General features: G+C 73.3%; 27 protein-coding genes. 17 read left to right on the forward strand and 10 right to left on the reverse strand.

Going from position 1 to position 26,998, the window contains the following annotated elements; translation table 11 throughout:
• Nucleotides 1–9 precede the first annotated feature (9 nt).
• From RC1_RS13750 to RC1_RS13775, 6 genes are all read left to right on the forward strand, one after another.
• A complete protein-coding gene (locus tag RC1_RS13750; RefSeq protein WP_012568025.1) occupies nt 10–1,047 on the forward strand; it encodes a magnesium transporter CorA family protein in 1,038 nt (345 codons plus the stop codon).
• Nucleotides 1,048–1,154: 107 nt separating this feature from the next.
• Nucleotides 1,155–2,120, forward strand: a complete 966-nt coding sequence (gene gshB / locus RC1_RS13755) for a glutathione synthase (protein ID WP_012568026.1) — start codon at nt 1,155–1,157, stop codon at nt 2,118–2,120.
• A 121-nt stretch (nt 2,121–2,241) separates the two neighbouring features.
• Nucleotides 2,242–3,135 carry a (Fe-S)-binding protein gene (locus tag RC1_RS13760; protein ID WP_012568027.1) on the forward strand — a complete coding sequence of 298 codons (894 nt, stop codon included), beginning with the start codon at nt 2,242–2,244 and terminating at the stop codon, nt 3,133–3,135.
• A complete protein-coding gene (locus tag RC1_RS13765; protein WP_012568028.1) occupies nt 3,132–4,553 on the forward strand; it encodes a LutB/LldF family L-lactate oxidation iron-sulfur protein in 1,422 nt (473 codons plus the stop codon). The genes RC1_RS13760 and RC1_RS13765 overlap by 4 nt, the downstream gene beginning before the upstream one ends.
• Nucleotides 4,543–5,256 (forward strand): LutC/YkgG family protein, encoded by a 714-nt coding sequence (locus RC1_RS13770; RefSeq protein ID WP_234703778.1) that lies wholly within the window; start codon nt 4,543–4,545, stop codon nt 5,254–5,256. Before RC1_RS13765 ends, RC1_RS13770 begins: the two co-directional genes overlap by 11 nt.
• Complete coding sequence (locus RC1_RS13775; protein ID WP_012568030.1) at nt 5,249–5,911, forward strand: Smr/MutS family protein; 663 nt, start codon at nt 5,249–5,251, stop codon at nt 5,909–5,911. Before RC1_RS13770 ends, RC1_RS13775 begins: the two co-directional genes overlap by 8 nt.
• 6 nt (nt 5,912–5,917) lie before the next feature.
• Here RC1_RS13775 and RC1_RS13780 read toward each other — a convergent pair whose 3' ends face one another.
• Nucleotides 5,918–7,312, reverse strand: coding sequence for an esterase-like activity of phytase family protein (locus tag RC1_RS13780; protein ID WP_012568031.1), 1,395 nt, complete (start codon nt 7,310–7,312; stop codon nt 5,918–5,920).
• 272 nt (nt 7,313–7,584) lie between these two features.
• Here RC1_RS13780 and RC1_RS13785 point away from each other — a divergent pair, with 272 nt between their 5' ends.
• Complete coding sequence (locus RC1_RS13785) at nt 7,585–8,289, forward strand: NnrU family protein (protein WP_012568032.1); 705 nt, start codon at nt 7,585–7,587, stop codon at nt 8,287–8,289.
• A 66-nt stretch (nt 8,290–8,355) separates the two neighbouring features.
• Here RC1_RS13785 and RC1_RS13790 read toward each other — a convergent pair whose 3' ends face one another.
• Together RC1_RS13790 and RC1_RS13795 are read right to left on the reverse strand one after the other, a co-directional pair.
• A complete protein-coding gene (locus tag RC1_RS13790) occupies nt 8,356–10,116 on the reverse strand; it encodes a cation:proton antiporter domain-containing protein (RefSeq protein WP_012568033.1) in 1,761 nt (586 codons plus the stop codon).
• Between the two features lie 344 nt (nt 10,117–10,460).
• Entirely contained in the window at nt 10,461–11,681 is a 1,221-nt protein-coding gene (locus RC1_RS13795; protein ID WP_012568034.1) for an argininosuccinate synthase, read from the reverse strand.
• A 200-nt stretch (nt 11,682–11,881) separates the two neighbouring features.
• Between RC1_RS13795 and RC1_RS21115 the strand changes: the two genes are divergently transcribed.
• The gene (locus RC1_RS21115) at nt 11,882–12,238 is read left to right on the forward strand and encodes a hypothetical protein (RefSeq protein WP_012568035.1); all 357 of its coding nucleotides are present in this window, start codon (nt 11,882–11,884) and stop codon (nt 12,236–12,238) included.
• Here the strand turns inward: RC1_RS21115 and RC1_RS13805 are convergent.
• Genes RC1_RS13805 through RC1_RS21805 form a run of 3 tightly spaced genes read right to left on the reverse strand, consistent with a single transcriptional unit; the run spans nt 12,217 to nt 13,563 of the window.
• Entirely contained in the window at nt 12,217–13,023 is an 807-nt protein-coding gene (locus RC1_RS13805; RefSeq protein ID WP_049766721.1) for a glycerophosphodiester phosphodiesterase family protein, read from the reverse strand. The two genes, RC1_RS21115 and RC1_RS13805, sit on opposite strands and share 22 nt — an antisense overlap.
• The gene (locus tag RC1_RS13810; RefSeq protein ID WP_012568037.1) at nt 13,007–13,270 is read right to left on the reverse strand and encodes a hypothetical protein; all 264 of its coding nucleotides are present in this window, start codon (nt 13,268–13,270) and stop codon (nt 13,007–13,009) included. Before RC1_RS13810 ends, RC1_RS13805 begins: the two co-directional genes overlap by 17 nt.
• Nucleotides 13,271–13,281: 11 nt before the next feature.
• A complete protein-coding gene (locus tag RC1_RS21805) occupies nt 13,282–13,563 on the reverse strand; it encodes a hypothetical protein (RefSeq protein ID WP_012568038.1) in 282 nt (93 codons plus the stop codon).
• Nucleotides 13,564–13,817: 254 nt separating this feature from the next.
• On the opposite strand from RC1_RS21805, the gene RC1_RS13820 reads away from it, so the two are divergent.
• The 3 genes from RC1_RS13820 (at nt 13,818) to RC1_RS20225 (ending at nt 16,997) form a co-directional block, all read left to right on the forward strand.
• Nucleotides 13,818–14,378, forward strand: coding sequence for a type 1 glutamine amidotransferase domain-containing protein (locus tag RC1_RS13820; protein WP_012568039.1), 561 nt, complete (start codon nt 13,818–13,820; stop codon nt 14,376–14,378).
• 78 nt (nt 14,379–14,456) lie between these two features.
• Nucleotides 14,457–15,263 (forward strand): LOG family protein, encoded by an 807-nt coding sequence (locus tag RC1_RS13825; protein ID WP_012568040.1) that lies wholly within the window; start codon nt 14,457–14,459, stop codon nt 15,261–15,263.
• A 144-nt stretch (nt 15,264–15,407) separates the two neighbouring features.
• Nucleotides 15,408–16,997 carry a PAS domain-containing sensor histidine kinase gene (locus RC1_RS20225; protein ID WP_012568041.1) on the forward strand — a complete coding sequence of 530 codons (1,590 nt, stop codon included), beginning with the start codon at nt 15,408–15,410 and terminating at the stop codon, nt 16,995–16,997.
• Nucleotides 16,998–17,001: 4 nt separating this feature from the next.
• Here RC1_RS20225 and RC1_RS13835 read toward each other — a convergent pair whose 3' ends face one another.
• Nucleotides 17,002–18,897, reverse strand: coding sequence for an ABCB family ABC transporter ATP-binding protein/permease (locus RC1_RS13835; RefSeq protein ID WP_012568042.1), 1,896 nt, complete (start codon nt 18,895–18,897; stop codon nt 17,002–17,004).
• 200 nt (nt 18,898–19,097) lie between these two features.
• Between RC1_RS13835 and RC1_RS20230 the strand changes: the two genes are divergently transcribed.
• On the forward strand, nt 19,098–19,730 hold the full coding sequence (locus tag RC1_RS20230) for a hypothetical protein (protein WP_012568043.1): 633 nt from the start codon (nt 19,098–19,100) through the stop codon (nt 19,728–19,730).
• 16 nt (nt 19,731–19,746) lie between these two features.
• On the opposite strand, the gene RC1_RS13845 is transcribed toward RC1_RS20230, so the two are convergent.
• The gene (locus RC1_RS13845; RefSeq protein ID WP_148213461.1) at nt 19,747–19,944 is read right to left on the reverse strand and encodes a hypothetical protein; all 198 of its coding nucleotides are present in this window, start codon (nt 19,942–19,944) and stop codon (nt 19,747–19,749) included.
• A gap of 208 nt (nt 19,945–20,152) precedes the next feature.
• Here RC1_RS13845 and RC1_RS13850 point away from each other — a divergent pair, with 208 nt between their 5' ends.
• Nucleotides 20,153–20,572 carry an MAPEG family protein gene (locus RC1_RS13850; protein ID WP_234703779.1) on the forward strand — a complete coding sequence of 140 codons (420 nt, stop codon included), beginning with the start codon at nt 20,153–20,155 and terminating at the stop codon, nt 20,570–20,572.
• A gap of 30 nt (nt 20,573–20,602) precedes the next feature.
• Here RC1_RS13850 and cobB read toward each other — a convergent pair whose 3' ends face one another.
• Nucleotides 20,603–21,346 carry a Sir2 family NAD+-dependent deacetylase gene (gene cobB / locus RC1_RS13855; protein WP_041785378.1) on the reverse strand — a complete coding sequence of 248 codons (744 nt, stop codon included), beginning with the start codon at nt 21,344–21,346 and terminating at the stop codon, nt 20,603–20,605.
• Nucleotides 21,347–21,580: 234 nt separating this feature from the next.
• Between cobB and RC1_RS13860 the strand changes: the two genes are divergently transcribed.
• The gene (locus tag RC1_RS13860; protein ID WP_012568047.1) at nt 21,581–21,940 is read left to right on the forward strand and encodes a hypothetical protein; all 360 of its coding nucleotides are present in this window, start codon (nt 21,581–21,583) and stop codon (nt 21,938–21,940) included.
• Entirely contained in the window at nt 21,937–22,440 is a 504-nt protein-coding gene (locus tag RC1_RS13865; protein ID WP_012568048.1) for a low molecular weight protein-tyrosine-phosphatase, read from the forward strand. The genes RC1_RS13860 and RC1_RS13865 overlap by 4 nt, the downstream gene beginning before the upstream one ends.
• A 49-nt stretch (nt 22,441–22,489) precedes the next feature.
• On the opposite strand, the gene RC1_RS13870 is transcribed toward RC1_RS13865, so the two are convergent.
• Nucleotides 22,490–23,146 (reverse strand): helix-turn-helix domain-containing protein, encoded by a 657-nt coding sequence (locus RC1_RS13870; RefSeq protein ID WP_041785380.1) that lies wholly within the window; start codon nt 23,144–23,146, stop codon nt 22,490–22,492.
• A 449-nt stretch (nt 23,147–23,595) separates the two neighbouring features.
• On the opposite strand from RC1_RS13870, the gene RC1_RS20235 reads away from it, so the two are divergent.
• Nucleotides 23,596–24,141 (forward strand): PAS domain-containing protein, encoded by a 546-nt coding sequence (locus RC1_RS20235; RefSeq protein ID WP_012568050.1) that lies wholly within the window; start codon nt 23,596–23,598, stop codon nt 24,139–24,141.
• Nucleotides 24,142–24,274: 133 nt separating this feature from the next.
• Nucleotides 24,275–26,998, forward strand: coding sequence for a DNA mismatch repair protein MutS (mutS, locus tag RC1_RS13880; protein WP_012568051.1), 2,724 nt, complete (start codon nt 24,275–24,277; stop codon nt 26,996–26,998).

Raw genomic sequence — 26,998 nt, forward strand, 5'->3', positions numbered from 1 at the left:
GCCGCGCGCGTGATCACCGCCTATGTCCGGGCCGACGACAGGCTGACGGCCGTGCCGCTGGAGCCCGGGGCGCCGCTGCCGGCCGGCACCATCTGGCTGGACGTGCTGCGGCCGGCCGAGGTGGAGCGCGAGCAGATCTCCGCCCAGTTGGGCGTGGACCTGCCGACGCGCGAGGACATGAGCGAGATCGAGGCATCCTCGCGGCTCTACCTGGAGGGCGAGGCCGCCTTCCTGACGACGCCCGTGATCTCCCGCGGGGACAGCGGCCACCCCGACCTGGGCCTGCTGACCTTCGTCCTGACCCGCGGCTGCATCATCACGGTGCGGCACACCGAACCGCTCTGGCTCGCCATCTTCGCCACCCGGGCGATGCGCCATCCGGGGCTGGTGACGGGTCCCATCGACGTGCTGCTGGGGCTGCTGGAGGCGGTCGTTGACCGCGCCGCCGACGTGCTGGAGCTGGTCGGCGGCCGGCTGGACGGGATCTCGCGCCAGATCTTCGCCGCCGCCAACCGGCAGCAGGCGGGGGAGACGCCCGCCGCCCGCTCGGCCCGCCGCCGGGCCGGGGCGCGGCGCGCCCGCAAGCGCGGCTCCGACGCGCTGAAGTCCGCCATCACCGCCATCGGCTGGGCCGGTGACCTGACGCAGAAGGTGCGCGACAGCCTGGCCGGGCTGGAACGGCTGGGCGTCTTCGTCGTCACCGTCGCCGGGACCCGGCTGGACAAGGATCAGAAGGTCCGGCTGAAGACGATCACCCGCGACATCCACTCGCTGGTGGAGCACGCGGCCTTCCAGGCGCACCAGACCGGCTTCCTGCTGGATGCGACGCTGGGCGTCATCAACATCGAGCAGACCAACATCATCAAGATCTTCTCGGTGGCGGCGGTGGCCTTCCTGCCGCCGACCCTGGTCGCCAGCATCTACGGCATGAACTTCGCCCACATGCCCGAACTGGACCAGAGCTGGGGCTACCCGCTGGCCCTGGTCCTGATGGTGCTCAGCGCGATCCTGCCGCTTCTCTACTTCCGCCGCCGCGGCTGGCTGTGAACCGCACCCGGCCGACCTGACGGGCGCGCTTGACAGGCGGGCGGGGGCGCGCTTCCCCTCTGCCGGGCGGACCCGTGCCCGCCCGCCCCGTCCCCCGAGGAGCCGCCATGAGCCTGGCCGTCGCCATCCAGATGGACCCCATCGAGTCCATCAACATCGACACCGACAGCACCTTCATGATGGCGCTGGAGGCGCAGCGCCGGGGGCATGCGCTCTGGCATTACCTGCCGCGCGATCTGGCGCTCCGGCACAACCGCCTGTTCGCCCGCGCCCGCCGGCTGGAGGTGCGGCGCGAGCGCGGCAACCACTTCACCCTGGGCCCGGCGGAAGAGCTGGAGCTGGCCGGGATGGACGTGGTGCTGATGCGCCAGGACCCGCCCTTCGACATGGCCTACATCACGGCCACCCACCTGCTGGAACACATCCATCCGAAGACGCTGGTGGTGAACGACCCGGCCGCCGTGCGCAACGCGCCGGAGAAGCTGTTCGTCACCCACTTCGCCGATCTGATGCCGCCGACGCTGATCACCTCCAGCAAGGAGGAGGTGCTGGCCTTCCGGCGCGAATACCGGGACATCATCGTGAAGCCGCTGTTCGGCAACGGCGGGGCCGGGGTCTTCCACCTGAAGCCCGGCGACGAGAACCTGGGCGCGCTGCTGGAGACCTTCACCCAGCTCTACCGCGAGCCGGTGATCGTGCAGAAGTACCTGCCGGAAATCCGCCAGGGCGACAAGCGCATCATCCTGGTGGACGGCGAGCCGGCCGGCGCCGTCAGCCGCATCCCCGCCGAGGGCGAGGCGCGGGCCAACTTCCACGCCGGCGGCAGCGCCGGCCGCACGGCGCTGACGGCGCGGGAGCGGGACATCTGCGCCGCCATCGGCCCGACGCTGCGCCGGCAGGGGCTGGTCTTCGTCGGCATCGACGTGATCGGCGACTGGCTGACGGAGATCAACGTCACCAGCCCCACCGGCATCCAGGAGATCAACCGGCTGGACGGCATCGCCATCGAGCGCGGCCTGTGGGACGCCATCGAGCGCCGCTTCCACGACAGCCGCCCCGCCCCCGCCGCCTGATCCCGGCTGCCTGATCCCGGTCCGGTGCAGAAGGTGCGGGGCGTTGTCGCGCCCGCCCGCTGCGCCTATTGTCTGTCCAAGGGTGCGCCCCGCCGGGCGGCACCCGCGGGAGTTTTCGCGCATGGATCGCCCTGAAGACGCAGCGGCGGCCCCGGGGGCCGGCCCCGGCCGGCGCCCCCGGGTGGGGCTGCTGGTCACCTGCCTTGTCGATCTGTTCCGGCCCGCCGTCGGCTTCGCCGCCGTGGCGCTGCTGGAGCGGGCCGGCTGCGAGGTGGTGGTGCCGCGGCAGACCTGCTGCGGCCAGCCGGCCTGGAGTTCGGGCGACCGTGCCGACGCCGCCGATCTGGCGCGCCGGTTGATCCCCCTGTTCGAGGACTGCGACCATGTCGTCGCCCCGTCCGGCTCCTGCGCCGGCATGGTCCGGCGCGACTATCCCGAACTGCTGGGCGACGATCCCGTCTGGGGGCCGCGCGCCCGCGCGCTGGCGGAGCGCACCTGGGAACTGGTCTCCTTCCTGGTGGACGTGCTCGGCGTCGAGCGGGTGGAGGCGGAGGTCGCGGCGCGCGTCACCTACCACGACAGTTGCGCCGGCCTGCGCGAGCTGGGCATCCGCGAGCAGCCGCGCCGGCTGCTGGCGACGGTGGCCGGCCTGTCCCTGACCGAGCTTCCCGACGCCGAGGTCTGCTGCGGCTTCGGCGGCACCTTCGCCGTGAAGTACCCGGAGGTGTCGGGCAAGATGGTGTCGGACAAGGCGGCCGCCGCCACCGCCACCGGGGCCGACCTGCTGCTGGCCGGCGACATGGGGTGCCTGCTGAACATGGCCGGCCGGCTGAAGCGGCTGGGCAGCCCGGTGCAGGTCCGCCATGTCGCGGAGGTGCTGGCCGGCGACCTGTCCGCGCCCCCTGTCGGGGAAGGCCCTGCGGGCGAAAGCCCGCGCGGAAGTGGGCCTGCGGGCGAAGGCCCGCGCGGAAAGACGCCCGCGGGCGAAGACCCGCGGGCGGGGACGCGCCGATGAAATCGACCGCCCACGCCTTCCGGGAGAATTCACGCCGGGCGCTGGCCGATCCGGGGCTGGCGCGCGCGCTCACCCGGTTCCGCGCCGGCTTCCCGCTGAAGCGGGCGCAGGCGGTGGCCGACCTGCCGGAGTTCGAGGCCCTGCGCGACGAGGGCAAGCGGATCAAGGACCACACGCTGGCGCATCTGGACCTCTATCTGGAGCGGTTCGAGGCGGCGGTCCGGGCCCGCGGCGGCCATGTCCACTGGGCGCGCACGCCGGAGGAGGCCCGCGCCGCCGTGCTGGGCATCTGCCGCGCCGCCGGCGCCCGCCTGGTCGCCAAGGGCAAGTCCATGGTCTCCGAGGAGATCGGGCTGAACGCCACCCTGGAGGCCGAGGGGCTGGAGGTGGTGGAGACCGACCTGGGCGAGTACATCCTGCAGATCCGCAAGGAGGCGCCCAGCCACATCATCGCCCCCGCCCTGCACCTGTCGAAGGAGCAGGTGGCGGAGGATTTCCGCCGCACCCACGCCCAGCTTCCGCCCGACCGGCCGCTGGACGCGCCGGCCGACATCCTGGCCGAGGCGCGGACCCTGCTGCGGGGCAAGTTCCTGGCCGCCGACGTGGGCATCACCGGGGCCAACTTCCTGGTGGCGGAGACGGGCAGCACCGTCATCGTCACCAACGAGGGCAACGGCGACCTGACCCAGACCCTGCCGCGGGTCCACATCGTGCTGACCGGCATCGAGAAGATGGTGCCGACGCTGGAGGACGCGACGACGCTGCTGCGGCTGCTGGCCCGTTCCGCCACCGGGCAGGAGTTCAGCACCTACACCACCGTCTCCACCGGCCCGCGGCGGGCGGACGACCCGGACGGGCCGGCGGACTTCCATGTCGTGCTGGTGGACAACGGCCGGTCCGCCCTGCTGGGCACGGAGATGCAGGAGGTGCTGCGCTGCATCCGCTGCGGCGCCTGCATGAACCACTGCCCGGTCTATGCCGCCGTGGGCGGGCACGCCTATGGCTGGGTCTATCCCGGTCCGATCGGGGCCGTGCTCGACCCCGCGCTGCTGGGCCTGGAGGAGGCGGGGCACCTGCCCAACGCCTCCACCTTCTGCGGCCGCTGCGAGAGCGTCTGCCCGGTCCGCATCCCGCTGCCGCGGCTGATGCGGCTGTGGCGGGAGAAGGAATGGGAGCGGAAGCTGACCCCGGCGCCGGCCCGGCACGGGCTGGGTCTCTGGGCCTTCTTCGCCCGCCGGCCCCGGCTCTACGCCGCGGCGGCGGGCCTCGGGGTCAGGCTGCTGGCGCTGCTGGCCGGCCGGCGCGGGCGGCTGCGCCGGCTGCCGCTGGGCGGCAACTGGACCGCGGCGCGCGACTTCCCGGCGCCGGCCGGGCGCACCTTCCAGGACCTCTATGCGGAGCGGCGCCGTGGCGGCTGACCGGAGCGACGACAGCCCGGCGCGGGCGGCCATCCTGGGCGGCATCCGCCGGGCCGCGGGCGCCCTGCGCGATGCGGAGGCGGCCCGCGCCGCGGTGGCGCAGCGGCTGGCCGCGCACCCGCGCAATCTGATCCCGGCACGGACGGCGCTGCCGCCGGCGGCCCTCGTGGAGCTGTTCCGTCGCCAAAGGCCCGGTCCGTGGCCGGCAACGGTGGAGCGGGTGGCGGCCGGGCGGCGTGCCGGACGCCGTTGTCCTGACTATCTGGCGGGGCCGCAACCCTGCCGGCCCGGGTGCGGGTGGCGCCCGACCCCGCGCTCCCTGGCCCTGGCCTGGGACAGCCGCCCGGCGCTGGAGGTGGATTTCGGCCCCGCCCGCCCGGACGACGCCACCAGCGTCACCTCCGCCCTGGCGGGGATCGCGGAGACGGGGACGCTGCTGACGGCGTCCGGCCCCGGCCACCCGACGGGCCTGACCTTCCTGCCCTCCACCCACATCGTCGTGCTGCCGGTGGAGCGCATCGTCGGCAGCTACGAGGCGGGCTGGGACCTGCTGCGCGCGGCCGGCGACATGCCGCGCACGGCCTGCCTGGTCACCGGCCCGTCGCGCACGGCGGACATCGAGCAGACGGCGCAGCTCCACGCGCACGGGCCGGGGCGGCTGCACATCATCCTGGTAGACGGGGCCGCGCTCACGCATGGCTAGGAAGGACCGGCTGCCGACCGACGCCGAGCGCGAGCTGTGGCGGACCGTGGTGCGCGACGCGCGCCCGCTGAAGCGCCGTCTCGCCGCCACGACAGCGGATGTCGGGACCGCACCCGCGGGGAGCGCGGATGCCGAAGCGCCCGATGGCGGCACGGCCGGGGCCGCCGTCAACGGCACCCGGACCACGGAGGCCGCCGCCACCGTTTCCCCCCGGGAGCGGCTGGCGGACCTGCTGAAGGGCGGCGGCCTGCCGGTGGCGAGCCGCGGCGCGGTCAGCGTCTCCCTCGCCCCGTCGGCGCTGGGCAACCGCGGCGGCATCGACAAGCGGACGGACGAGAAGGTGCGCCGCGGCCGGCTGCCCATCGACGGGCGCATCGACCTGCACGGCCTGACCCAGAGCGAGGCGCACGACGCGCTGGCGGGCTTCGTCCGCCGCGCCCATGGCAGCGGCCGCCGGCTGCTGCTGGTCATCACCGGCAAGGGCGGTCCCGGCTACGGCGAGGACGGGCGCGACCGCGGCGTGCTGCGCAGCGCCGTGCCGCGCTGGCTGAACGAGGCGTCGCTGCGCCCGCTGGTGCTGGCCGTCCACCATGCCCAGCCGCAGCATGGCGGCCAGGGCGCCTTCTACGTCTATCTCCGCCGCCGCCGGGAGTGAGCCCGGCTACTGCCGCGCCAGCAGCTCGGGCACCCGCAGCAGCACGAACTCCGTGTCGTCGGCGCGGTCCAGGGCGCGCCCGGCGGAGAAGGGGAAGTTGTTGTCGTTGACGATGACGACGCTGTCCGGCCCGGCCGGCTCCACGCTCTCGATGGTGGCGAAGGGCAGCGGCAGGCGGGTGCCGCCGCGCGGGTCCGGGGCGGCGCCCTGGCGGGCCTTGCCGTCCGGATCGGTGATGGCGAGCAGATCCACATAGGCCAGCTTGCGCACGGCCCCGCCGTCCGCCACGTCCTTGCGGCTGACGAGATAGAGCCGCTTGAAGCGGGCCGGCCGTTCGAAGCAGGTGGGGGCGGGTGCTGTCTCCGGGCAGCCCTGGGCGGCATCGCCCTCGCCGCCGTCGCGCTCGATCACCAGCGCCCGGTCGGCATCCAGCAGGGTGACCTCGCCGATGGCGTTGGCGTCGGCCTCCAGCGGGTAGAACAGCACCCGGCCGGTCCAGGCGCCCTCGCCGTCCTCGGCCTGGGTGTCGAACTCCAGCCAGCGCAGCCGCGGCCGGCCGTCGGCCCAGGTCTCGCGCTTGCCGTCCAGCACCAGCGCCCCTTCCAGCAGGGCGTGGAGGTATCGGCCGTCGGCGGAGGCGGTCAGCCCTTCGAACCCGCGCGAGCGCGCGACCTCGAATGCGACGGTGCCGTCCGGCGTTCCCGGGGTCCGCACCGCCGGATGGTCGGGCGAGCGCACCACACGGCCGCCCACCACCGTCTCCCACAGGCCCAGCAGGCGCCCGTCCGGGGCGAAGTGCAGCAGCCACGGCCCGAACTCGTCACCCACCCAGAAGCCGTCCGCCGTGGCGACGAGGCTTTCCGGGTCCAGGTCGGCGCCGGTCAGCAGGCGCGTCTCCGTCCCCTCCAGCGTGATCGGCCAGGGCATCCGCCGGTCGGGGTCGGAGAGGAAGACCGTCGTCACCCGCGCCACGGCGCCGGTCTCCCAGTCGGGTCGCAGCCGGTGGATCGCCAGCAGCGCGTCGGCGGAGTTGGCCCGCGCCCCGAAGCCGTTGTCCGCGAGCGCCCAGTAGCTGCCGTCGCCCGCTGAACGGAGGCTGGAGACGCCTTGCAGCGGCTGGCCGGGCACCGGCAGGGCGAAGCCGGTGTCGCGCCCGCCGGGGCCGGGGCCGGTGAGGCCGCGGACGCTGCCCGGCACCGCCGTCCGCCGGTTCTCCGGCCCGGTGAACTTGCCCGCACCGGTGACAAGGGCCGGCGCGCCGGGCGGCGGCGGCAGGGTCGCGTCCGCGGGCAGCACCGCATGGCCGGCCAGCACGGCGGGCACCTTCTCCTGCGCCCGGACGGCGGCGGGCAGGGAGGCGACGAGCAGGGCGGCCAGGGCCGCGGGCAGAAGGGGGCGCATGGGAACCGTCCCGGATGGCGGGGGAAGGGCGGGCATCACAGAATGATCGGACAACAGCGGCGGGAATGGGGCAATCCCTCCGTCGTGTTCCGGCGCGCCACCGCCCCGCGGCCCTGCGTCGCCTCCCCGCTTCCCGGAGCCGCATCGCGCCCGGCTATCGCCCTGCGCCCGGAATCGCACTGTGCCCGGAATCGCACTGCGCCCGGTGTTGCCGCCGCCGCCCCGTGCTATAGGAGGCCGCGACGCACCGGCACGGGAGAAGGGGGAGCGGCATGGTCGGCACGATCTGGGGTCTGGCACTGGCGTCGGCGTTCCTGCTGGCGTCCCATTTCGGCATCGCCAGCACGAAGCTGCGGCCGGCCCTGGTCAAGGGCCTGGGCGAGAACGCCTATCTCGGCCTCTATTCGCTGGTGGCGGCGGTCGCCTTCGCCTGGCTGGTCTGGGCCTACGGGGCCGCGCCCTATGTCCCGCTGTGGGCGCCGGCCGGCTGGACCGCCTGGATTCCCGTGACGGTGATGCCGGTGGCGCTGCTGCTGGTCGTCGGCGGCCTGACGGTGCCGAACCCGACCTCCGTGAAGCAGGAGAAGGCGCTGTTCGCGGAGGAGCCGGCCCGCGGCCTGCTGCGCATCACGCGGCACCCGTTCCTCTGGGGCGTGGGGCTGTGGGGCCTGTCGCACCTGCCGTCCAACGGCGATCTGGCCAGCCTGCTGTTCTTCGGGTCCCTGGCGGCGCTGGGGATCGTCGGGGCCACCCTGATCGACGCCCGCAAGCGCGCCCTGCGCACGCACGCCTGGGCCCGCTTCGAGGAGGCGACCAGCTTCGTGCCCTTCGGCGCCATCCTGGCCGGCCGCCAGAGCCTGGGCCGCGCCGCGGCCGAGTTCGGCATCCTGCGCCTGCTGGCGGTGACGGTGCTGTACGGGGCGCTGCTGCACCTGCACCCCTGGCTGTTCGGGGTGTACGCCATCCCCACCGGCTGAGGCCGCGGGACCCGCCGGCGCACCCGCAGGGTCCATGTCCGCGCAGACCCTGCGGATGCCGGCCGGTCAGACCGGCACGGAGCCTGCGGATTCCAGTCCGGGAGCCCGGGTGTCCTCCGGAGTCGGCACGAACCGGGCCACGACATGGCGCGCCATGCCCTTGGCCAGTTCCTCCTCGCCGAAGAAGACGGTGCCGAAGCCGTCCCGGCGCAGCAGGGTCGATTCCTCCTCGCTGTGGGTGCGCAGGACGATCTCGATGTCCGGGTTCAGCGTGCGCGCCGTCTCCGCCATCTGCCGCACGGTCAGCGGGTCGGGCGTGGCGACCACCAGCATGGCCGCCTCGGCGATGTGCGCCTGGACCAGGACCGAGGGATCGGCGGCATTGCCCGACACCGCCGCCACGCCCCGGGCGCGCAGATCCTCGACCGCTTCGCGGTTCTGCTCGGCCACCACGTAGGGGATGCCGCGCGCCTCCAGGTCGTCGGCGATGCGGCGGCCGACCCGGCCGTAGCCGACCAGCACGACCTGACCTTGGCGGAACCGGCTCTCGGTGCCGGACGGCAGCTCGGCATAGGGATCGCTGCGCTGCTCCAGTCGGCGGGCCAGCGCCGAGCGGCCGACGATCCACCGGCGCACAGGTTCGACCGTGGCGAACACGAGCGGATTGAGCGCGATGGAGATCAGGGCCGCAGCCAGCACGAGGCTCATTCCCTCCGCCGGCAGCAGGCCCAGCGAGAGGCCGAGCCCGGCCAGGATGAAGGAGAACTCACCAATCTGCGCCAGACTGGCGGAGACGACCAGCGCCGTGTTCATCGGATAGCGGAAAAGGACGACGATGAGGAAGGCCGCGAGCGACTTGCCGAAGATGACGATCGCCACGACCAGCAGGACATGCAGCGGCTGCTCCAGCAGGACCGTGGGCTCGAACAGCATGCCGACGGCGACGAAGAACAGCACCGAGAAGGCGTCGCGCAGGGGCAGGGACTCCGCCGCGGCGCGGTGGCTGAACTCGGATTCGCGCATCACCATGCCGGCGAAGAACGCCCCCAGGGCGAAGGAGACGCTGAACAGTTCGGACGCGCCATAGGCGATGCCGATGGCCGCGGCCACGACGGAGAGGGTGAAAAGCTCACGCGATCCGGTCCGCGAGACCTGCCACAGCAGCCAGGGCAGCAGGCGGCGGCCGACCAGCAGCATCAGGGCGATGAAGGCAGAGACCTGTAGCAGGGTCAGGCCGAGGGTCATCCACAGCGGGGTGCCGTCCGCCGCCGGCACCGCCGCCCCCACCTCCGCCGTGCCGCCCAGGATGCCGGCCAGCGGCGGCAGCAGGACGAGCACCAGCACCGTCGCCAGATCCTCCACCACCAGCCAGCCCACGGCGATGCGGCCGTTCATGCTCTCCAGCACGCCCCGCGCCTCCAGCGCCTTCAGCAGCACGACGGTGCTGGCGCAGGAGAGCGACAGGCCGAAGACGAGGCCGCTGCCCCAGCTCCATCCCCACCACATGGCCGCCACCAGGCCCAGCACGGTCGCCAGCCCCATCTGCGCCACCGCACCCGGCACGGCGATGCGCCGGACCGCCAGCAGGTCGCCGAGCGAGAAGTGTAGCCCGACGCCGAACATCAGCAGCATGACCCCGATCTCGGAGAGCTGCGCCGCGAGATGAACGTCGGCCACGAAGCCGGGCGTGCCCGGCCCGATCAGGATGCCGGCGACCAGATAGCCGACCAGCGCGGGCATCCGGGCCCTTTCGGCCAGGAACCCGAGCACGAGGGCGATGCCGAAACCGGCGGCGAGGGTGGTGATGAGGGAGATGTTGTGTTCCATCCAGTCTTTCTTCGGCTGTGGGTGGGCGAAAAGGTCGATGCTCCGGGGAGGAGGGCCGCGCCGCCGGCGCGATCCGCCGGGCGGGCATCTCCTTCCCGGCGCTGCTGGGCGATGCCGGAGGTCTGCCGGAACCGGGTCTGGCCGGTCCGGGCTGTGCGAGTCAGTATCACCCGCCCACCGGACTGGCACAACCGCCAATGTCCGGCGGGGCCGCCGCCGGGCGGTGTGCCGCAGTTCTGCGGCGGGGCCGCGCGGCCGGATGGGCCGGAAACGGAAACGCCCGCCATGCGGCGGGCGTCCGGAAGCGGCGATGCGGGGGTGGGGCGGCCTCTTCGGCCCGGCCCTCAGCCCTTCTGCTTGGCGATGGTGCCCAGGCGCAGGCGCAGCGCGTTCAGCTTGATGAAGCCTTCCGCGTCCTTCTGGTTGTAGACGCTGTCCGCCTCGAACGTCACATAGTCCAGGCGGTAGAGGCTGTTCGGGCTCTGGCGGCCGACGACGCGGGCGCTGCCCTTGAACAGCTTCAGCCGGACGACGCCGTTCACCCGCGCCTGGGTGGAGTCGATCAGCGCCTGCAGCGCCTCCCGCTCCGGGCTGAACCAGAAGCCGTTGTAGATCAGCTTGGCGTAGCGCGGCATCACCTCGTCCTTGAGGTGCATGGCCTCGCGGTCCAGCGTGATGCTCTCCATGCCGCGGTGGGCGACGGACAGCAGCGTGCCGCCCGGCGTCTCGTAGACGCCGCGGGACTTCATGCCGACGAAGCGGTTCTCCACCAGATCCAGGCGGCCGATGCCGTGCTTGCCGCCCAGCCGGTTCAGCTCGGTCAGCAGCGCCGCGGGCGACAGACGCTGGCCGTTCACGGCGACCGGGTCGCCCTTGGCGAACTCGATCTCGACATATTCCGGCTCGTCCGGGGCCTTCTCCGGCGCCACGGAGCGGGTGAACATGTCCTCGTCGGGCTCGACCCAGGGGTCCTCCAGCGCCTTGCCCTCATAGGAGATGTGCAGCAGGTTGGCGTCCGTGCTGTAGGGCGCCTCGCCGCGCTTGTCCTTGGCGATGGGGATCTGGTGCTTCTCGGCGAAGTCCAAGAGGGCCGTGCGGCTGTTGAGCTGCCATTCGCGCCAGGGCGCGATCACCCGCACGTCCGGCTTCAGGGCGTAGTAGCCCAGCTCGAAGCGCACCTGGTCGTTGCCCTTGCCGGTGGCGCCGTGCGCCACGGCGTCGGCGCCCACCAGATTGGCGATCTCGATCTGGCGCTTGGAGATCAGCGGCCGGGCGATCGAGGTGCCGAGCAGGTAGGTGCCCTCGTACAGCGTGTTCGCCCGGAACATCGGGAAGACGAAGTCCCGCACGAACTCCTCGCGCAGGTCGTCGATGAAGATGTTCTCCGGCCTGATGCCCAGCATCTGCGCCTTGGCGCGGGCGGGCTCCAGCTCCTCTCCCTGGCCGAGGTCGGCGGTGAAGGTCACCACCTCGCATCGGTAGGTTTCCTGCAACCATTTCAGGATGACGGAGGTATCCAGGCCGCCGGAATAGGCGAGCACGACTTTCTTGACGCCGCTGGTCATTGCCGGGGGGTCCCGCTGGGTGGAAGAACGGGCGCGGACGTTAGCCCCCGGGCGCCGGCCTGTCCAGACCGGCGCTGCACCCGCCGCACCCGGACAGGCATCCGCGGCGCGGGGGCCTGCGCGACGGGAGCGGCCGCGCGGGGTTGATGGTGAGGACCCGGCCCCCGTACCGTGCCCCGAATGCAGGGAGACCCGTTGCCATGACCCGACCCGGCGAGCCCCCTTCGGACCCGGCTTCTTCCGGCCTGACCCGCTCCGGCTGGCTGCTGATCGGCGTGCTGCTGGCGCTGCTGGCGCTCGCCGTCGCCCTGGCGGTGCGGGCCTGGACGGCGGGGGCGGAACTGGCCGGGGAGGCGGGCGACATCCCCCTGGCCGGGGGGCTGGCCCTGCTGCTGGGCGTGGTCGGCACGCTGGCGCTGGGCGGCGGGCTGATGGCGCTGGTCTTCTTCAGCGCCCGCAGCGGCCATGACGACGCCGTCCAGGACGAGGCCCGGCTGGAGCGGCGGCGCCAGGGAGCGGACCGCGAGGGCGGGGGCTACGCGCCGGGCGAGGACTGATCGCGCCAGACGCCGCGGCGCTGCATCACCTGCTTCAGCAGGGTGGGGCGGTCGGTCATGATGCCGTCCACGCCCAGGTCCAGCAGGCGCTCCATCTCCGCCGGGTCGTCGATGGTCCAGACATGCACCGGCTGGCCGCGGGACCGGGCGGCGCGCAGGAAGGCGGGGGTGACAAGCTCCACCCCGTACTGCCGGACCGGGATCTGGTAGCAGTGCGGGGCCGTGGGGCCGACCGGCAGGCCCCGGCCCGACAGCCAGGCCCGCGCCACCTCCGCCGGCCCGGCGGAGGTGCAGAGCCGTGGCCCGAAGCGGCGGCGCAGCCGCGCCAGCCGCGCCCCGGAGAAGGAGCCGACGCAGACCCGGTCGAACGCCGCGTGGCGTTCCAGCGCGTCCGCCAGCGCGTCGGCGGCGGCGTCGGTCTTGGGGTCGATGTTGAAGCGGACGCCGGGAAAGCTCTCCAGCAGCGCGTCGAAGAGCGGGATTCCCTCGCCCGCGCCCAGGATGCGGGCGCTGCGCAGCCCGGCCCAGTCATGCTCGGCCGGGCGGCCCGGCAGGCCGGTCAGGCGCTCCAGCGTGTCGTCGTGGAAGACCAGCAGCACCCCGTCGCGGGTGGCGTGGACATCCGTCTCGATATGGCGGTAGCCCAGGGCGGCCGCGTGGGCGAAGGCGGCCAGCGTGTTCTCCGGCGCCTCCAGCCCGCCGCCGCGGTGCGCGAAGGCGACCGGGGCCGGCGTGTCCAGACAGGGATGCGCGGCCACCGGGTCCGGCTCAGTCCCGGCCGGCATCCTGGTCGCCCTCCGGGGCCGCCGGAACCGGCTGGCGCGGCCAGCGGGTGAAGGCGACGATCCAGAGCCCCAGCATCAGCACATAGGGGAAGAACCCCAGCAGCGCCCAGATCGGGTTGCGCCCGGTCTTGCCCAGCGCCACCCCGGCCATGCAGACCGTCCAGGTGACCGCCAGGATCGGCACCAGATAGGCCGCCCATTCCGGCAGGGCCGTCAGGAACAGCATCTGTCCGCCATAGTCCTGCATGATCCCCTCCCTCAGCCGCGGCCGGCGGCGGCGCGGGCTTCCCGCTCCCGCCGCAGGCGCTCGCGGGTGTGCAGCCGCTCCGGCCGCGGCGGCAGGGTCGGCCAGCGCACGACGGCCAGATAGGTGGCGAACACCGGCCAGCCCAGGATCGGCAGCGCCAGCACCGCCGCCCAGGCGCGCGGCAGTCCCGCCCGCGCCAGCAGCTTCAGCGCCGGCCAGAGGGCCAGCAGCGCCAGCACCGCATGCACCAGCAGCGCCCGTTCCAGGGTAGCCCCGACCGACTCCACCGCCATCCTCCGGTCCGTTCCAGCCCGTCCGCGCGGGCACCGGCCGGACATAGCATGCCGGGCGGCAGGGTCAACCGTCCAGGCGCTGTCCGGCACGGGGAGCGGCGGCGGCGGGTTGCGCTCCGCCGCCGGCAGCCCTGCGCCGGGCGGGCGCGACACCGGCCCCGCCCGGCGGTTGGAGGGGCTCCGACCCGCCACGCGACACTGCGCGACACCTTCTGCCGGCGTGTTGCGTGGCCCGACCACGAAGGAGACGACCCATGGCGGACGAACTGCGCGGCAAGCGCGTGGCCGTGCTGGCCACCGACGGCTTCGAACAGGTGGAACTGACCGAGCCGGTGACGGCCCTGAAGGCGGCCGGGGCGGAGGTGCATGTGGTGGCGCCCAGGGAGGGCGAGATCCAGGGCTGGAACCACCATGACAAGGGCGACCGGGTGCTCGTTGACCGCACGCTGGCCCAGGCGGACCCCGGCGACTACCAGGCGCTGCTGCTGCCCGGCGGCGTCATCAATCCCGACGCGCTGCGGCTGGAGCCGGACGCGATCGCCTTCGTCCAGGCCTTCGTCGCCGCCGGCAAGCCGATCGGCGCCATCTGCCACGGCCCCTGGACCCTGATCGACGCCGGCGGCGTGCGCGGTCGCCGCGTCACCTCCTGGCCCAGCCTGCGCACCGACCTGAAGAACGCCGGCGCCACCTGGGTGGACGAGGCGGTGGTCACCGACAACGGGCTGGTCACCAGCCGCAAGCCGGATGACCTGCCGGGCTTCTGCGCCAAGATCGTCGAGGAGTTCCGCGAGGGGCGGCATTCGGCCGCGGCCTGAGCGGCGCCCCGGCTGCGGCATGGCCGGTTCCCGTGCGATAGGCATGGTGTGTCCGCACGGGAATGCTAGGCTCTGTCCATGGACGGTCACGACAACACGCTTCAGAAGAATTCCATCGCCTACCGCCCCGCGGCGGCCGATACGGAGTTCCTGTTCCGCGACAGCATGCGCGGCATCCGGTTCTTCCTGGAGTACGCCAAGGCGGAGGACTATCTGCGGGCGTGGGGCATCCGCAGCACCATCGTGGTGTTCGGCAGCGCCCGCGTCCGTCCCGGTCCCGATCCGGACGCGGGCACGGCCCCCATCCCCGGCGGGCACGGGCGCACCCTGACCAGCGACCGCGCGGCGCGCTGGTATCAGGAGGCGCGGCGCTTCGGCCACATCGCGTCGGAGCGCGGCGGCGCCCTGCACATGCATGACGGCGTGCGCGACAACGTGATCGCCACCGGCGGCGGCCCCGGCATCATGGAGGCCGCGAACCGTGGCGCCTGGGAGGCCGGCGCCCCCACCATCGGCTTCAACATCACCCTGCCGCACGAGCAGGAGCCGAACGCCTATTCCACCCCGGACCTGACCTTCAGCTTCCACTACTTCGCCATGCGCAAGATGCATCTGGCGATGCGGGCCAACGCCCTGGTCGTGTTCCCCGGCGGGTTCGGCACCTTCGACGAGCTGTTCGAGATCCTGACCCTGACCCAGACCGGCAAGGCCCGGCGCACGCCCATCGTGCTGTTCGACAAGGACTACTGGACCCGTCTGATCAATTTCCAGGTGATGGTCGAGGAGGGCATGATCGAGGCGTCGGACCTGGAGCTGTTCCACTTCGCCGACGATGCGGACGCCGCCTGGGAGGCGCTGATCGCCCAGGGCCTGCCGGTTCCCTGAACGGCCGGTGTCCCGGGGAGCAGGGGCTGTGACGGATTTTTCCCGAACCTTAACGAATACGGTCGTATTCTGTGATGATCGCGGTCCCCACGGCCGCCGTCATGGACAAGACAGGAGCCGGCCGGCCGGTTCCCGGAGTTTCCCTTGGAGTCGGTCACCGATCTGACGGTTCCCTTTCCGGTCGTCCCGGCGCAGCTTGTCGAGAGCCTGCCGGCGGCGCTGTTCGTGTTCGCCCGCCATTCCGCCCGCCGGCACCGTTTCCTCTATGCCAGCCCGGGCTGGGAGGAACTGTGCGGCATGCCGGCCACCAGCGTTCCCGGCCGGGCGCAGGTCAGCTACGATCTGGTCCACCCCGAGGACCGCGCCGCCCTGCGCGCCGCCATCGACGGCGCCCGGCCGCCCGGTCCCTGGCAGCACGAATGCCGCGTCCGTCGCGGCGGTGACGGCTGGCGCTGGCTGCGCATCCGGGCCCGGCCCCAGGTCCAGCCGGACGGGGCCGTCCACTGGTACGGCCTCGTGGTGGACATCACGGCCGAGAAGCAGGCGCGGGACCGGCTGGCCGCTTCCGAAGCGCAGTTCCGCGGCTATTTCGAGAACGCGCCCGAGGCCCTGTTCACGGTGGAGGTCCGGGAGGACGGCAGCTTCGCCTTCGGCGATCTGAGCCCCACGCATGAACGCCTGACCGGGCTGCGGCAGGAGATGCTGGCCGGTCGCACTCCGGAGGAGGTTCTGCCGCCAGAGGTTGCCGATGAGGTGCTGGGGCACTACCGTGCCTGCGTCGCGGGCGGCGAGGTGATGCGCTATGAGGAGAGCATCCCGCTGCCCACCGGCACGCGGCTGTGGGAGACGGTCCTGGTCCCGATCCGCGACGGATCGGGCCGGATCGTGCGGCTGCTGGGTGGTTCCACCGACATCACCGCCCGCCGGCTGCACGAGGAGGGGCTGCGCGCCGCCGCCCGCGAGGCGGAGGAGGCGAGCCGGGCCAAGAGCGAGTTCCTGTCCGGCACCAGCCACGAACTGCGCACGCCGCTGAACGCCATCCTGGGCTTCACCGAGGCCCTGACCGCCGGCATCTACGGTCCGCTGAGCCCGAAGCAGGCCGAGGCGGTGACGGTGATCCGGGACGCCGGGGCGCATCTGCTGGACCTTGTCAACGACCTGCTGGATCTGGCCCGCGTCGAGGCGCGCCGGCTGCCGCTGGACCCCGAGGCGGTGGATGCCGCCCTGGTCGCGCGCGAGGTGACGGAGATGCTGGCCCTGCAGGCCGCGCAGAACGGCGTCGCACTGTCCTGCACGGCCGCCGCCGGCCTGCCGCCGGTCTGGGCCGACCCGCTGCGGCTGCGCCAGATCGTGACCAATCTGGCGGCCAACGCCGTCAAGTTCACCCTGCGCGGCGGGCAGGTCCGGCTGGAGCTGGAACCGGCTCCCGGCGGCGGTCTGCTTCTGCGGGTCCGCGACACCGGCATCGGCATCCGGGCAGAGGACATGGACCGGCTGATGCAGCCTTTCCAGACCCTGCGCGATCCCGCCGGTCCCCGGCCGAACGAGGGGCTGGGCCTGGGGCTGGCGCTGACCCGGGCGCTGGTCGAACAGCATGGCGGCACGATGCGGCTGGAGAGCCGCCACCGCGCCGGCACCACCGTGACCGTGACCCTGCCGGCCGCGCCCGCGGTTCCGGCCCAGAACACCCCGCCGGCCCCTCCCGCCGCACCGGCCGCACCGGCCGCGGCGTGAACCGTCAGGCCACCGTCTCCGGTTCCGCTGCCGTCTCCGGGGCCGTGCCGTCCTGCTGGCTGCGCCAGAGGGCGGCGTAGAAGCCGCCGCGGGCCAGCAGCCCGGCATGGGTGCCGCGTTCCACGATGCGGCCCTGGTCCAGCACGATGATCTCGTCCGCATCCACGATGGTGGAGAGGCGGTGCGCGATCACCAGCGTGGTGCGGCCGCGGCTGGCCTCCTTCAGCGCGGCCTGGATCTCCCGCTCGGTGTGGGTGTCCAGCGCCGAGGTGGCTTCGTCCAGGATCAGGATGGGCGGGTCCTTCAGCAGGGTGCGGGCGATGGCCACGCGCTGCTTCTCCCCGCCCGACAGCTTCAGGCCGCGCTCGCCCACCTGGGTCTCCCAGCCGTCCGGCAGCGTCTGCACGAAGCGCAGGATCTGGGCCGCCGCCGCCGCCCGCTCCAGCTCGGCCCGGTCGGCGCCGGGACGGCCGTAGGCGATGTTGTAGGCGATGGTGTCGTTGAACAGCACCGTGTCCTGCGGGACGATGCCGATGGCGGCGCGCAGGCTGTCCTGGGTGACCTCGCGGATGTCCTGCCCGTCGATGGTGATGCGCCCGCCGGTGACGTCGTAGAAGCGGTAGAGCAGGCGCGACAGCGTGCTCTTGCCGGCGCCGGTCGGGCCGACCACGGCGACCGTGCGCCCGGCCGGCACGCTGAACCCGACCCCCTTCAGGATCGGGCGGCGCGGATCGTAGGCGAAATCCACCGCCTCGAAGCGCAGCTCGCCGCCCCGGGTGACCAGGGGCTTCGCGTCCGGGCGGTCGCGCACCTCCGCCGCCACGGTCAGCAGCTCGAACATCGTCTCCATGTCGTTCAGCGCTTCGCGCACGGCACGGTAGACGAAGCCGAAGATGTTCAGTGGCTGGTAGAGTTGCAGCAGGTAGGTGTTGACCAGCACGAAGTCGCCGATGGTCAGCCGCCCCTCCACGATGCCGGCGGCGGCCAGCCACATCACGGTGACGACGCCGACGGCGATGATCACCCCCTGGCCCACATTCAGCAGCGACAGCGAGGTCTGCGTCCGCACCGCCGCGTCCTCGTAGACGTGCAGCGCCTTGTCGTACCGCTCGGCCTCGAACCGCTCGTTGCCGAAATACTTCACCGTCTCGTAGTTCAGCAGCGTGTCGATGGCCCGGGCGTTGGCCTTGGTGTCGGCGTCCAGCATGCGGCGGCGCACCTGGGTCCGCCAGTTCGTCACCACCACCGTGTAGACGACATAGCCCGCCACCGTGATGAAGGTCGCGGCGGCGAAGCGGATGTCGAACAGCCGCCACAGGATGGCCGTGACCAGCAGGATCTCGAACAGCGTCGGCAGGATGTTGAACAGCATCGTGCCCAGCAGATGGTCGATGGCGCGGGTGCCGCGCTCGATCACCCGCGACAGCCCGCCCGTCTGGCGCTCCAGGTGGAAGCGCAGCGACAGCCCGTGCAGATGCCGGAACACGGTCAGCGCCGCGGCACGCATGGCGCGCTGGCTGACCCGTTCGAAGATGGCGTCGCGCAGCTCCCCGAACCCCAGGTTCAGCACCCGCGCCAGCCCGTAGGCCAGGATGAAGCCCAGCGGGATCGCCAGCACCGGCGTGGCGGCCGCCTGCGCCGCCAGCCCGTCGGCCTTGCCCTCGCCGGCCAGCGCGTCCACCGCCCCCTTGTAGAGCACCGGGACCACCACGTTGGCGAGCTTGGCGAGCACCAGGCAGGCGAGCGCCAGCACCACCCGGACCTTCATGGCCGGCTGGCCTTCGGGCCAGAGATAGGGCAGCAGGGTGCGCAGCGCACCGCCGTCCCCCAGGCGCCGGTCCGGGCCGGGGGGCGCGGTCCGGGCAGACGGGGAGGCGGAAGCGCTGCCGGGCGGGGTCATTCTCGGGTCCAGGGCTCGGGTCCAGGGCGACGGACGGGGCGGGATGGAAGCTGCAAGCTAGGACGACGCCCCGCTCCGGCAAAGCCCCTTGTCCGTCTGCGGTGCCGGTGCCGCCCCGCGGCCCGCCCGGTGCTCCTGCGCGGAACGCTCCCGCCGGCCCGGTGTTGACCCCGGACGCGCCGACGATTCCGGAGAAGACCATGCGCACGATCGCCCTGCTGCCGGCCCTGCCGATCCTGGCCGCTGCCCTGGCCTGGAGCGGGCCGGCCCAGGCCCAGGCACAATCCCAGGCCCAAGCCCAAGCCCAGGCCCAGGCCCAGGCCCAGCCCCAGGGGACGGCCCGGACCATGACCGCCGCGCCGGGAACCGCAGCGGTCGGCACCTACCGGCTGGTCAGCGTGGACGGCCGGCCGGTACCGCTGCACACGGGCACCTTCGTCACCTGCCGCGAGGACGTGCTGTCCGGGGCCGTGCAGCTTTTCGCGGACGGCCGCTTCGTGCTGAAGACCCTGGCCCGGCAGTCCTGCGCGCCGGAGGAGGACATCCGCTACAACGAGATCGCCTGGGGCCGCTGGCGCGACCAGGGTGGCCGCGTCGTGCTGGAGGGCATCCCGCCGGAGCCGATGCCCGCCGCCCTGGCGACACGCGGCTACTGGACCGGCATCCCGCTGGACGCCGGGGGGCTGACCGGCCGGGTGGAGCCGTCGGCGCTGGAGGGAGGCCGTGTCGAGGGGCGCCGGCTGGTCGCCACCCTGCCGCAGGGCGAGGCCGTGTTCGAGGAGACCGAGGGCGGTCCGCCGTCGGCGCTGGAGGAAGGCGGCAGCCGCGGCTGAACCGGCGGCCGGACCGTCAGCTCCGCAACAGGTGCCGGATGGCGCGGGCCAGCATCTCGTAGGGGTCTTCGCCGCGGGCGCGGGCCGTCGCGTCCACCCGGGTGCGCAGCCGGTCGGCCAGCGCTGCCTTGCGCCGCTGCTCGGCCTCCGGCCCGGCCGGGTCCGGGGCCTGTACCGGCGGTCTGGTCGGGGATCTGTCCGGGGGACTGCTCATGCCGGCCAGCATGATCCCGGCCTGAGCCCGAGTCCAGGACGGCCGTTCCGGGCCTGCTGTCCGCGTCGCGGCGGTTCCGTCCGTGTCGCGCCCGGCGCGGTGGACGCGCCCCCCGTTCCGCGTCACAGTCCGGCCCGCGTCCCGCATGACGGGGCGGAGGTCATGGGAGCTGTGCATGGACGGGGTTGTGGAAGGAGCGGTTCAGGGAATGGCCGGTGGGATGGCGGGGGGGATCGCCCAGGCGTTCGCCTGGACCGGGCTGGTCACGCTGGCCGCGCTGTTCGTCTATTTCTGGTCCGCCCTGATGGTCGGGCGGGGCCGCGGCGTCTACAAGGTGCCGGCGCCGTCCATGGACGGTCCGCCGGAGTTCCTGCGCGCCGTGCGGGTGCAGATCAACACGCTGGAACAGATCGTCCTGTTCCTGCCGGCGCTCTGGCTGTTCGCGGCCGCCTGGGGCGACATGGCCGCGGCCCTGGTGGGCGTGTTCTGGCCGGTCGGCCGCATCCTCTACGCCCTGGCCTACTACCGCGATGCGAAGAAGCGCGGCCCCGGCTTCCTGATCGCCATGCTGCCGACGCTGGTGCTGCTGCTGGGGGCGCTGGCCGGTTTCGTCCGGGTCCTGCTGTAGAAGCCCCGGGACCGGACCCTGGAGGGGGCGTCAGCCGCGCAGGCCGTCAAGGCCGGCGAGCATGCGCTCCACCCAGGCGGGTACGACGCTGGTGGCGGGACCGTAGGCGCCTTCCGCGAACAGGCGGGCGCCGTGCGACGGTTCCAGGTTCAGCTCCAGCGTCATCGCCCCGGCCGCGCGCGCCTCGGCCACGAAGCCCGCCGCCGGGTAGACATTGCCCGACGTGCCGATCGAGACGAACAGGCCGCAGCCCTCCAGCGCGGCCTGGATGCGCTCCATTTCCAGGGGCATCTCCCCGAACCAGACGACATGCGGGCGCAGGCTGCCGGCGCTGCCGCAGGCGGGGCAGGGCTCGCCCGTCACCACGTCGTGGTCGCGCCGGGTGACGCTTCCGCAGGCGGTGCAGCGCACCTTCATCAGCTCGCCATGCATGTGGATCAGGTTGCGGCTGCCGGCGCGCTCGTGCAGGTCGTCGATGTTCTGCGTCACCAGCAGCACCCCGCCCGGCCAGGCCGCCTCCAGCCGGGCCAGCGCATGGTGTGCGGCGTTGGGCTGCACCTCCGGTTCCAGCAGGCCGCGGCGGCGGGCGTTGTAGAAGCCCTGCACCCGCTCGGGATCGCGCTCGAACCCTTCGGGCGTCGCCACGTCCTCGATCCGCACCCGGGCCCAGATGCCGTCGGCGTCGCGGAAGGTGTGCAGCCCGGATTCCCGGCTGATGCCGGCTCCGGTCAGGATGACGATGGGCTGGCGCGGGCTGAGGTCGAAGGTGGGCATCGGGGCTCCGGCGGACTGCGGACGGACATCGGGCGAGGTCGCCATGGAATGCCGCCATAGAATACGGAACAGCGCGCCCGGCGTCATGACGTACCGCCGCAGGGCGGGGCGTTCCGCCCGCCGTGACGCCGCAGGGCGCGGGTCGGCTTTCCTCCCCGCCGGGGGGCCGCTATGGTGCCGCCGCCCCCGGAGCCGGTGCGGGGGTGGCATGCTGCGGGTGCAAGGGAGGAACGGATGCGGCGGTTCTGGATGGTGCTGGCGATGCTGGCGGGGCTCGCGGCCTGTGACGGCGGCGGCAAGAACAATCCGCTGATCGGCTCCTGGCGGATGGTGCCGGAGACGGGCAACCCGCTCTCCGAGGGGCTGGGCCTGCTGATGCAGGGGCAGACCGTCGAGTTCCGCGCCGACACCATGATCGCCGCCGGCGCGGCGACCCGGGTCGGCTACGACGTGCAGGGGCAGGGCGTCGGCGACCGGGTGATCGTCTTCCCCGAGGGCAGTTCCTCGGGCGATGTCTATGTCGTGCTGGAGGGCGGGCGCATCGCCAACGAGCTGCCGCTGGGCCAGCGCATCGTCTTCGAGCGGGTGCGATGAGCGCGGCCGAGGGTCCGGGGACGCTGGGCGTTCTGTTCGTCTGCACCGGAAACATCTGCCGTTCGCCCACGGCGGAGGGGCTGTTCCGTCAGGCCGTGGCGCGGGCCGGGCTGGCCGACCGGGTCCGCATCGACAGCGCCGGCACCCACGGCTATCACGTCGGCGATCCGCCCGACCGCCGCTCCGTCGCCGCGGCGAAGGCGCGCGGCGTCGACCTGTCGGCCCTGCGGGCGCGGCGGGTGGAGGCGGCGGACTTCCACCGCTTCGACCTGCTGCTGGCGATGGACCGCGGGCACCTGTCGCACCTGTCCCGCATGGGGCCGCCGGGATCGTCGGGACGGCTGCATCTGTTCCTCGACTTCGCGCCGCCACCCCTGCGCGGCCGCGACGTGCCCGACCCCTATTACGGCCATGCCGACCATTTCGAGGAGGTTCTGGACCTCGTCGCGGTGGGGGCCGAGGGGCTGCTGGCCGAGGTGAGCCGCCGCCTGGGCGTCTGACGCCGCCTGACCGCACCCGGCTCCCCGCAAGGCCCGGCGGTCGGGTCCGTCAGAGTTTGCGGCGGATCTTCAGGATGGGGGCGAGGCGGACGATGCGCTCCTCCCCCACCGCCTCCACCATCGGCAGCCGGCGCGGGTCGGCCGGGTCGTAGCGGGCCAGCCGCAGCACGCCGCCGACGACGCCCTCGAACCGGCGCAGGGCGCACAGGCCGTCGCTGCGCTCGGCGAACAGCAGGTCGCCCTCCACCAGTTCCCCGCCCACGCTGCCGTAGCAGATGAAGCCGGAGCGCACGCCTTCGGGCGCCAGCGCGTCGTCCGCCGCCATCACGGCGACGGGGGCCGCCGGCAGCCCGGTGGGGGCCGGCAGCCGGGGCGCCAGTGCCCGCGGGCGGTACCAGCCCGGCTCCTCCGACGGCAGCAGGCCCAGCAGGGCAAGGCCGGGATCGGTCTCCGCCAGGCGGCGGTCCAGCCGCATCTCCCCGCTGCCGCTGGCCAGCCAGTCCAGGCTGACCGTGCGGTCGCGCGCCAGCCGCGCCAGCACCTCGAACGGCGGGGAACTGCGGCCCTGGGCATAGCGGGTGAGCTGGTCCGTGCTGATCCCGGCGACCGTCGCCGCCATGCGCCGGGTCGGGAACAGGTCGAGCAACTGGGCGATCCGCCGGGGCAGCCCGTCGAGCGCCTGGGGGGTGTCGAGGATCTCCATCATGCCTCTCCGGGCGCGACGCGGATGTGCGGCAAATACCGCAATATTGCTTGCCAGACGGCCGGTCCCGCCGCTAGAACAGCGGTGGTGCCGAATGACAATGGATTCTGCCCGATCATTTGCGGCATGCTCATGGGTGACAGTCTTCGTCAGTCATTCGACGGCGGAGTCTACCAAAGGCGGAGTCTGCCGACGGCGCAGTCTACGGAAACCGGGAAATTCCGGGTGGATGTTCCGGGCGGAGTGTTCCCTCGGGACCGGCGCGGCAACGCCGTCACCCCGGGCTGGCTTCCCCTGTCCCTGTGCGGTCCGGGTTTCCCCTGGAACGTGTATGTCTCGCCTGTGGTGACCCCTGCCGGAACGGTGGCAATCGGGGTTGATGACGGATGCTAACATGGCGGTGCAGGCCGCCTCGGGTCCATAAGGATAGTCCTGGAACGGTTCCGACGATCATGCCGCTGCCCCCGACCGCCGACCGACGGTTCGTCGATCTTCACACCTATTGGGAGAGTCGGCGCCGCGGCAGCTTTGCCCCGGCGCGCCCGGACATCGACCCCATGGACATCCCCGGCCTGCTGCCGATGGTCGTCCTGCTGGACGTGGTGCCCGGTCCCGGGGGCGGGGCGGCCGATTTCCGGTTCCGTCTGGTCGGCACCTGGATCGACCGGCTGTTCGGCCGGCCCCTGACCGGCACCCTGCTGTCGGAGGCGCGGGTGCGGGAGCTGGGCGGCCCGGCGCTGGACGCCTGCCGCAGCGTCGTCGCCGACGGCCACCCCCTGTTCGCGGAGTTCCGGATTCGTCTGGGCCGGCCGGGCCAGGACGGGCGCGGCGGGCAGGTCGAGGCGCTGGCGCTGCTGCTGCCGCTGTCGCGTGACGGGCAGACGGTGGACATGCTGCTGGCCGGGGTGGTGCAGCGCACCGACATGCCCGACCCGCCGCCGCTGTCGGCGATGGGCGGCCTGCTGGCCGGGGTGGACGTCTCCCTCCGGCCCCTCTGAGCCGGCCCCTCTGAACCCGGCCCGGCACGGCCCGGTGCCGCCCGGGGGCTTGGTCGGCGGCGGCGGGGGGTGCTACGGTGCCCCGCCCCCGCCGGGGCGTTTCCCCCGTTCCGCAGAGCCCGATCCGACCGCCGTGCCCGACCACGCCGATCCCGCCGCTTCCCCTGCCGGCTCCCCTGGTGCCGCCCCTGCTGCCGCCGTCACGCCGATGATGGCGCAGTATCTGGAGATCAAGCGCCAGCATGCGGACTGCCTGCTGTTCTACCGCATGGGGGATTTCTACGAGCTGTTCTTCGACGACGCGGTGCAGGCCGCGGCGGCCCTGGACATCGCGCTCACCAAGCGCGGCCAGCATCTGGGCGAGGACATCGCCATGTGCGGCGTGCCGGTCCACAGCCACGAGCAGTACCTGTCCCGGCTGATCCGCGCCGGCTTCCGCGTCGCCATCTGCGAGCAGACGGAGGACCCGGCAGAGGCGAAGAAGCGCGGTTCCAAGTCCGTGGTGCGGCGGGAGGTGATCCGGGTGGTCACCCCCGGCACCATCACCGAGGACGGGCTGCTGGACTCCCGCGCCAACAACTATCTGGCCGCCCTGGCGGAAGCCGGCGGCGAGGTCGGGCTGGCCTGGCTCGACCTTTCCACCGGGGAGCTGACCGTGCAGCCCGTGGAGCGCGCCGGCCTCGGCGCGGCGCTGGCGCGGCTGGCGCCGGGGGAGGTGCTGCTGCCCGAGCGGCTGTCCCAGGCGCCGGAGCTGTTCGAGCTGTGGGCGGAGTGGAAGCAGCGCCTGACGGTGCAGCCCACCCCCCGCTTCGACAGCGAGAACGGCCGCCAGCGCCTGCTGGCGCTCTACGGCGTCGGCACGCTGGACGCCTTCGGCGCCTTCGGCCGGGCCGAGGTCGCCGCCGCCGGCGCCCTGGTGGACTATGTGGAGCTGACCCAGAAGGGCCGGCTGCCCCGGCTGGACCGGCCGCGCCGGCTGGGGGCCGGGCAGGTCATGGAGATCGACCCGGCCACCCGGCGGAACCTGGAACTGACCCGCACCCTGGCCGGGGAACGCAAGGGCAGCCTGCTGGCCGCCATCGACCGCACCGTCAGCGGTGCGGGTGCGCGCCTGCTGGCCGCGTGGCTGGGGGCCCCCCTGACCGTGCCGGCGGAGATCGAGCGGCGGCTGGACATGGTCGCCTTCTTCGCCGGGGAGGAGTTCCTGCGCGCCGGGCTGCGCGGCCTGCTGCGCCAGACCCCGGACGTGGAGCGCTCGCTCTCCCGCCTGACGCTGGGCCGCGGCAGCCCGCGCGACCTTGCCGCCGTGCGCGAGGCGCTGGGCGCTGCGGCGGAGCTGCGCGGGCGCCTGCTGGCCGGCGGGCTGACGCCGCTGCCGGCGGGGCTGGCCGAGGCGGCGGCCGGGCTGGACGGGCCGGGGCATGCGCCGCTGGCCCGCCGGCTGGCCGAGGCGCTGGGGCCGGAGCTGCCGCTGCTGGCCCGCGACGGCGGCTTCATCGCGCGGGGCTATTCCGCGACGCTGGACGAGCTGGTCGGGCTGCGCGACGACAGCCGCCGCCACATCGCCGGGCTGCAGGCCCGCTACGCCGAGCGCACCGGCATCGCCAGCCTGAAGATCCGGCACAACAACGTGCTGGGCTATTACATCGAGACCACCCCCACCCATGCCGACAAGCTGATGCAGGGGGCGAACCGGGAGACCTTCATCCACCGCCAGACCCTGGCCAACGCCGTGCGCTTCACGACGGTCGAGCTGTCGGAACTGGAACGCAAGGTGTCGGAGGCGGGCGAGCGCGCGCTCGCGCTGGAGCTGGAGCTGTTCGAGGAGCTGGTGCGGGCGGTCGCGGCCGAGGCCGACGCCATCGCCACGACCGCCCGCGCGCTGGCCACCCTGGACGTGGCGGCGGCGCTGGCCGAGCTGGCGGCCGCGCGCGGCTGGTGCCGGCCGGTGGTGGACGGCTCGCTGGAGTTCCGCATCGAGGGCGGCCGCCATCCGGTGGTGGAGCAGGCGCTGGAGGAACAGGCCGCCGGCCCCTTCGTCGCCAACGACTGCGACCTGTCGCCGGAGCGCCGGCTCTGGCTGCTGACCGGCCCCAACATGGCCGGCAAGTCCACCTTCCTGCGCCAGAACGCGCTGATCGCCGTGCTGGCCCAGACGGGCAGCTTCGTGCCCGCCCGCAGCGCCCGCATCGGCGTGGTGGACAAGCTGTTCAGCCGCGTCGGCGCCGCCGACGACCTGGCCCGCGGCCGCTCCACCTTCATGGTGGAGATGGTGGAGACGGCCGCCATCCTGAACCAGGCGACCCCGCGCAGCCTCGTGATCCTGGACGAGATCGGCCGCGGCACCGCCACCTTCGACGGCCTCTCCATCGCCTGGGCCTGCGTCGAGCACCTGCACGAGGTGCGGCGCAGCCGCGGCATCTTCGCCACCCACTACCACGAGCTGACCCTGCTGGCCTCGAAGCTGCCGGCGCTCTCCTGCCACACCATGCGGATCAAGGAGTGGCAGGGCGACGTCGTCTTCCTGCACGAGGTCGCGCCCGGCGCCGCCGACCGCAGTTACGGCATCCATGTCGCCCGGCTGGCCGGCCTGCCCGATGCCGTGGTGGCCCGCGCCGGGCAGGTGCTGGAGCTGCTGGAGAAGGGCGAGCAGGGCGGGGCCGTGGCCCGGCTGGCCGACGACCTGCCGCTGTTCGCCGCCCCCGTCCGCCGCGCGCCCGACCCGGCCCCCGCCGCCGCCCCGCCGCCCGCGCCCTCGGCGGTGGAGACGGCGCTGCGGACGCTGAACCCGGACGAGCTGACGCCGCGGCAGGCGCTGGAGGAGCTGTACCGGCTGCGCGGCCTGCTGCGCGGCTGA

The sequence above is a fragment of the Rhodospirillum centenum SW genome (assembly GCF_000016185.1).
Taxonomy (GTDB): domain Bacteria; phylum Pseudomonadota; class Alphaproteobacteria; order Azospirillales; family Azospirillaceae; genus Rhodocista; species Rhodocista centena.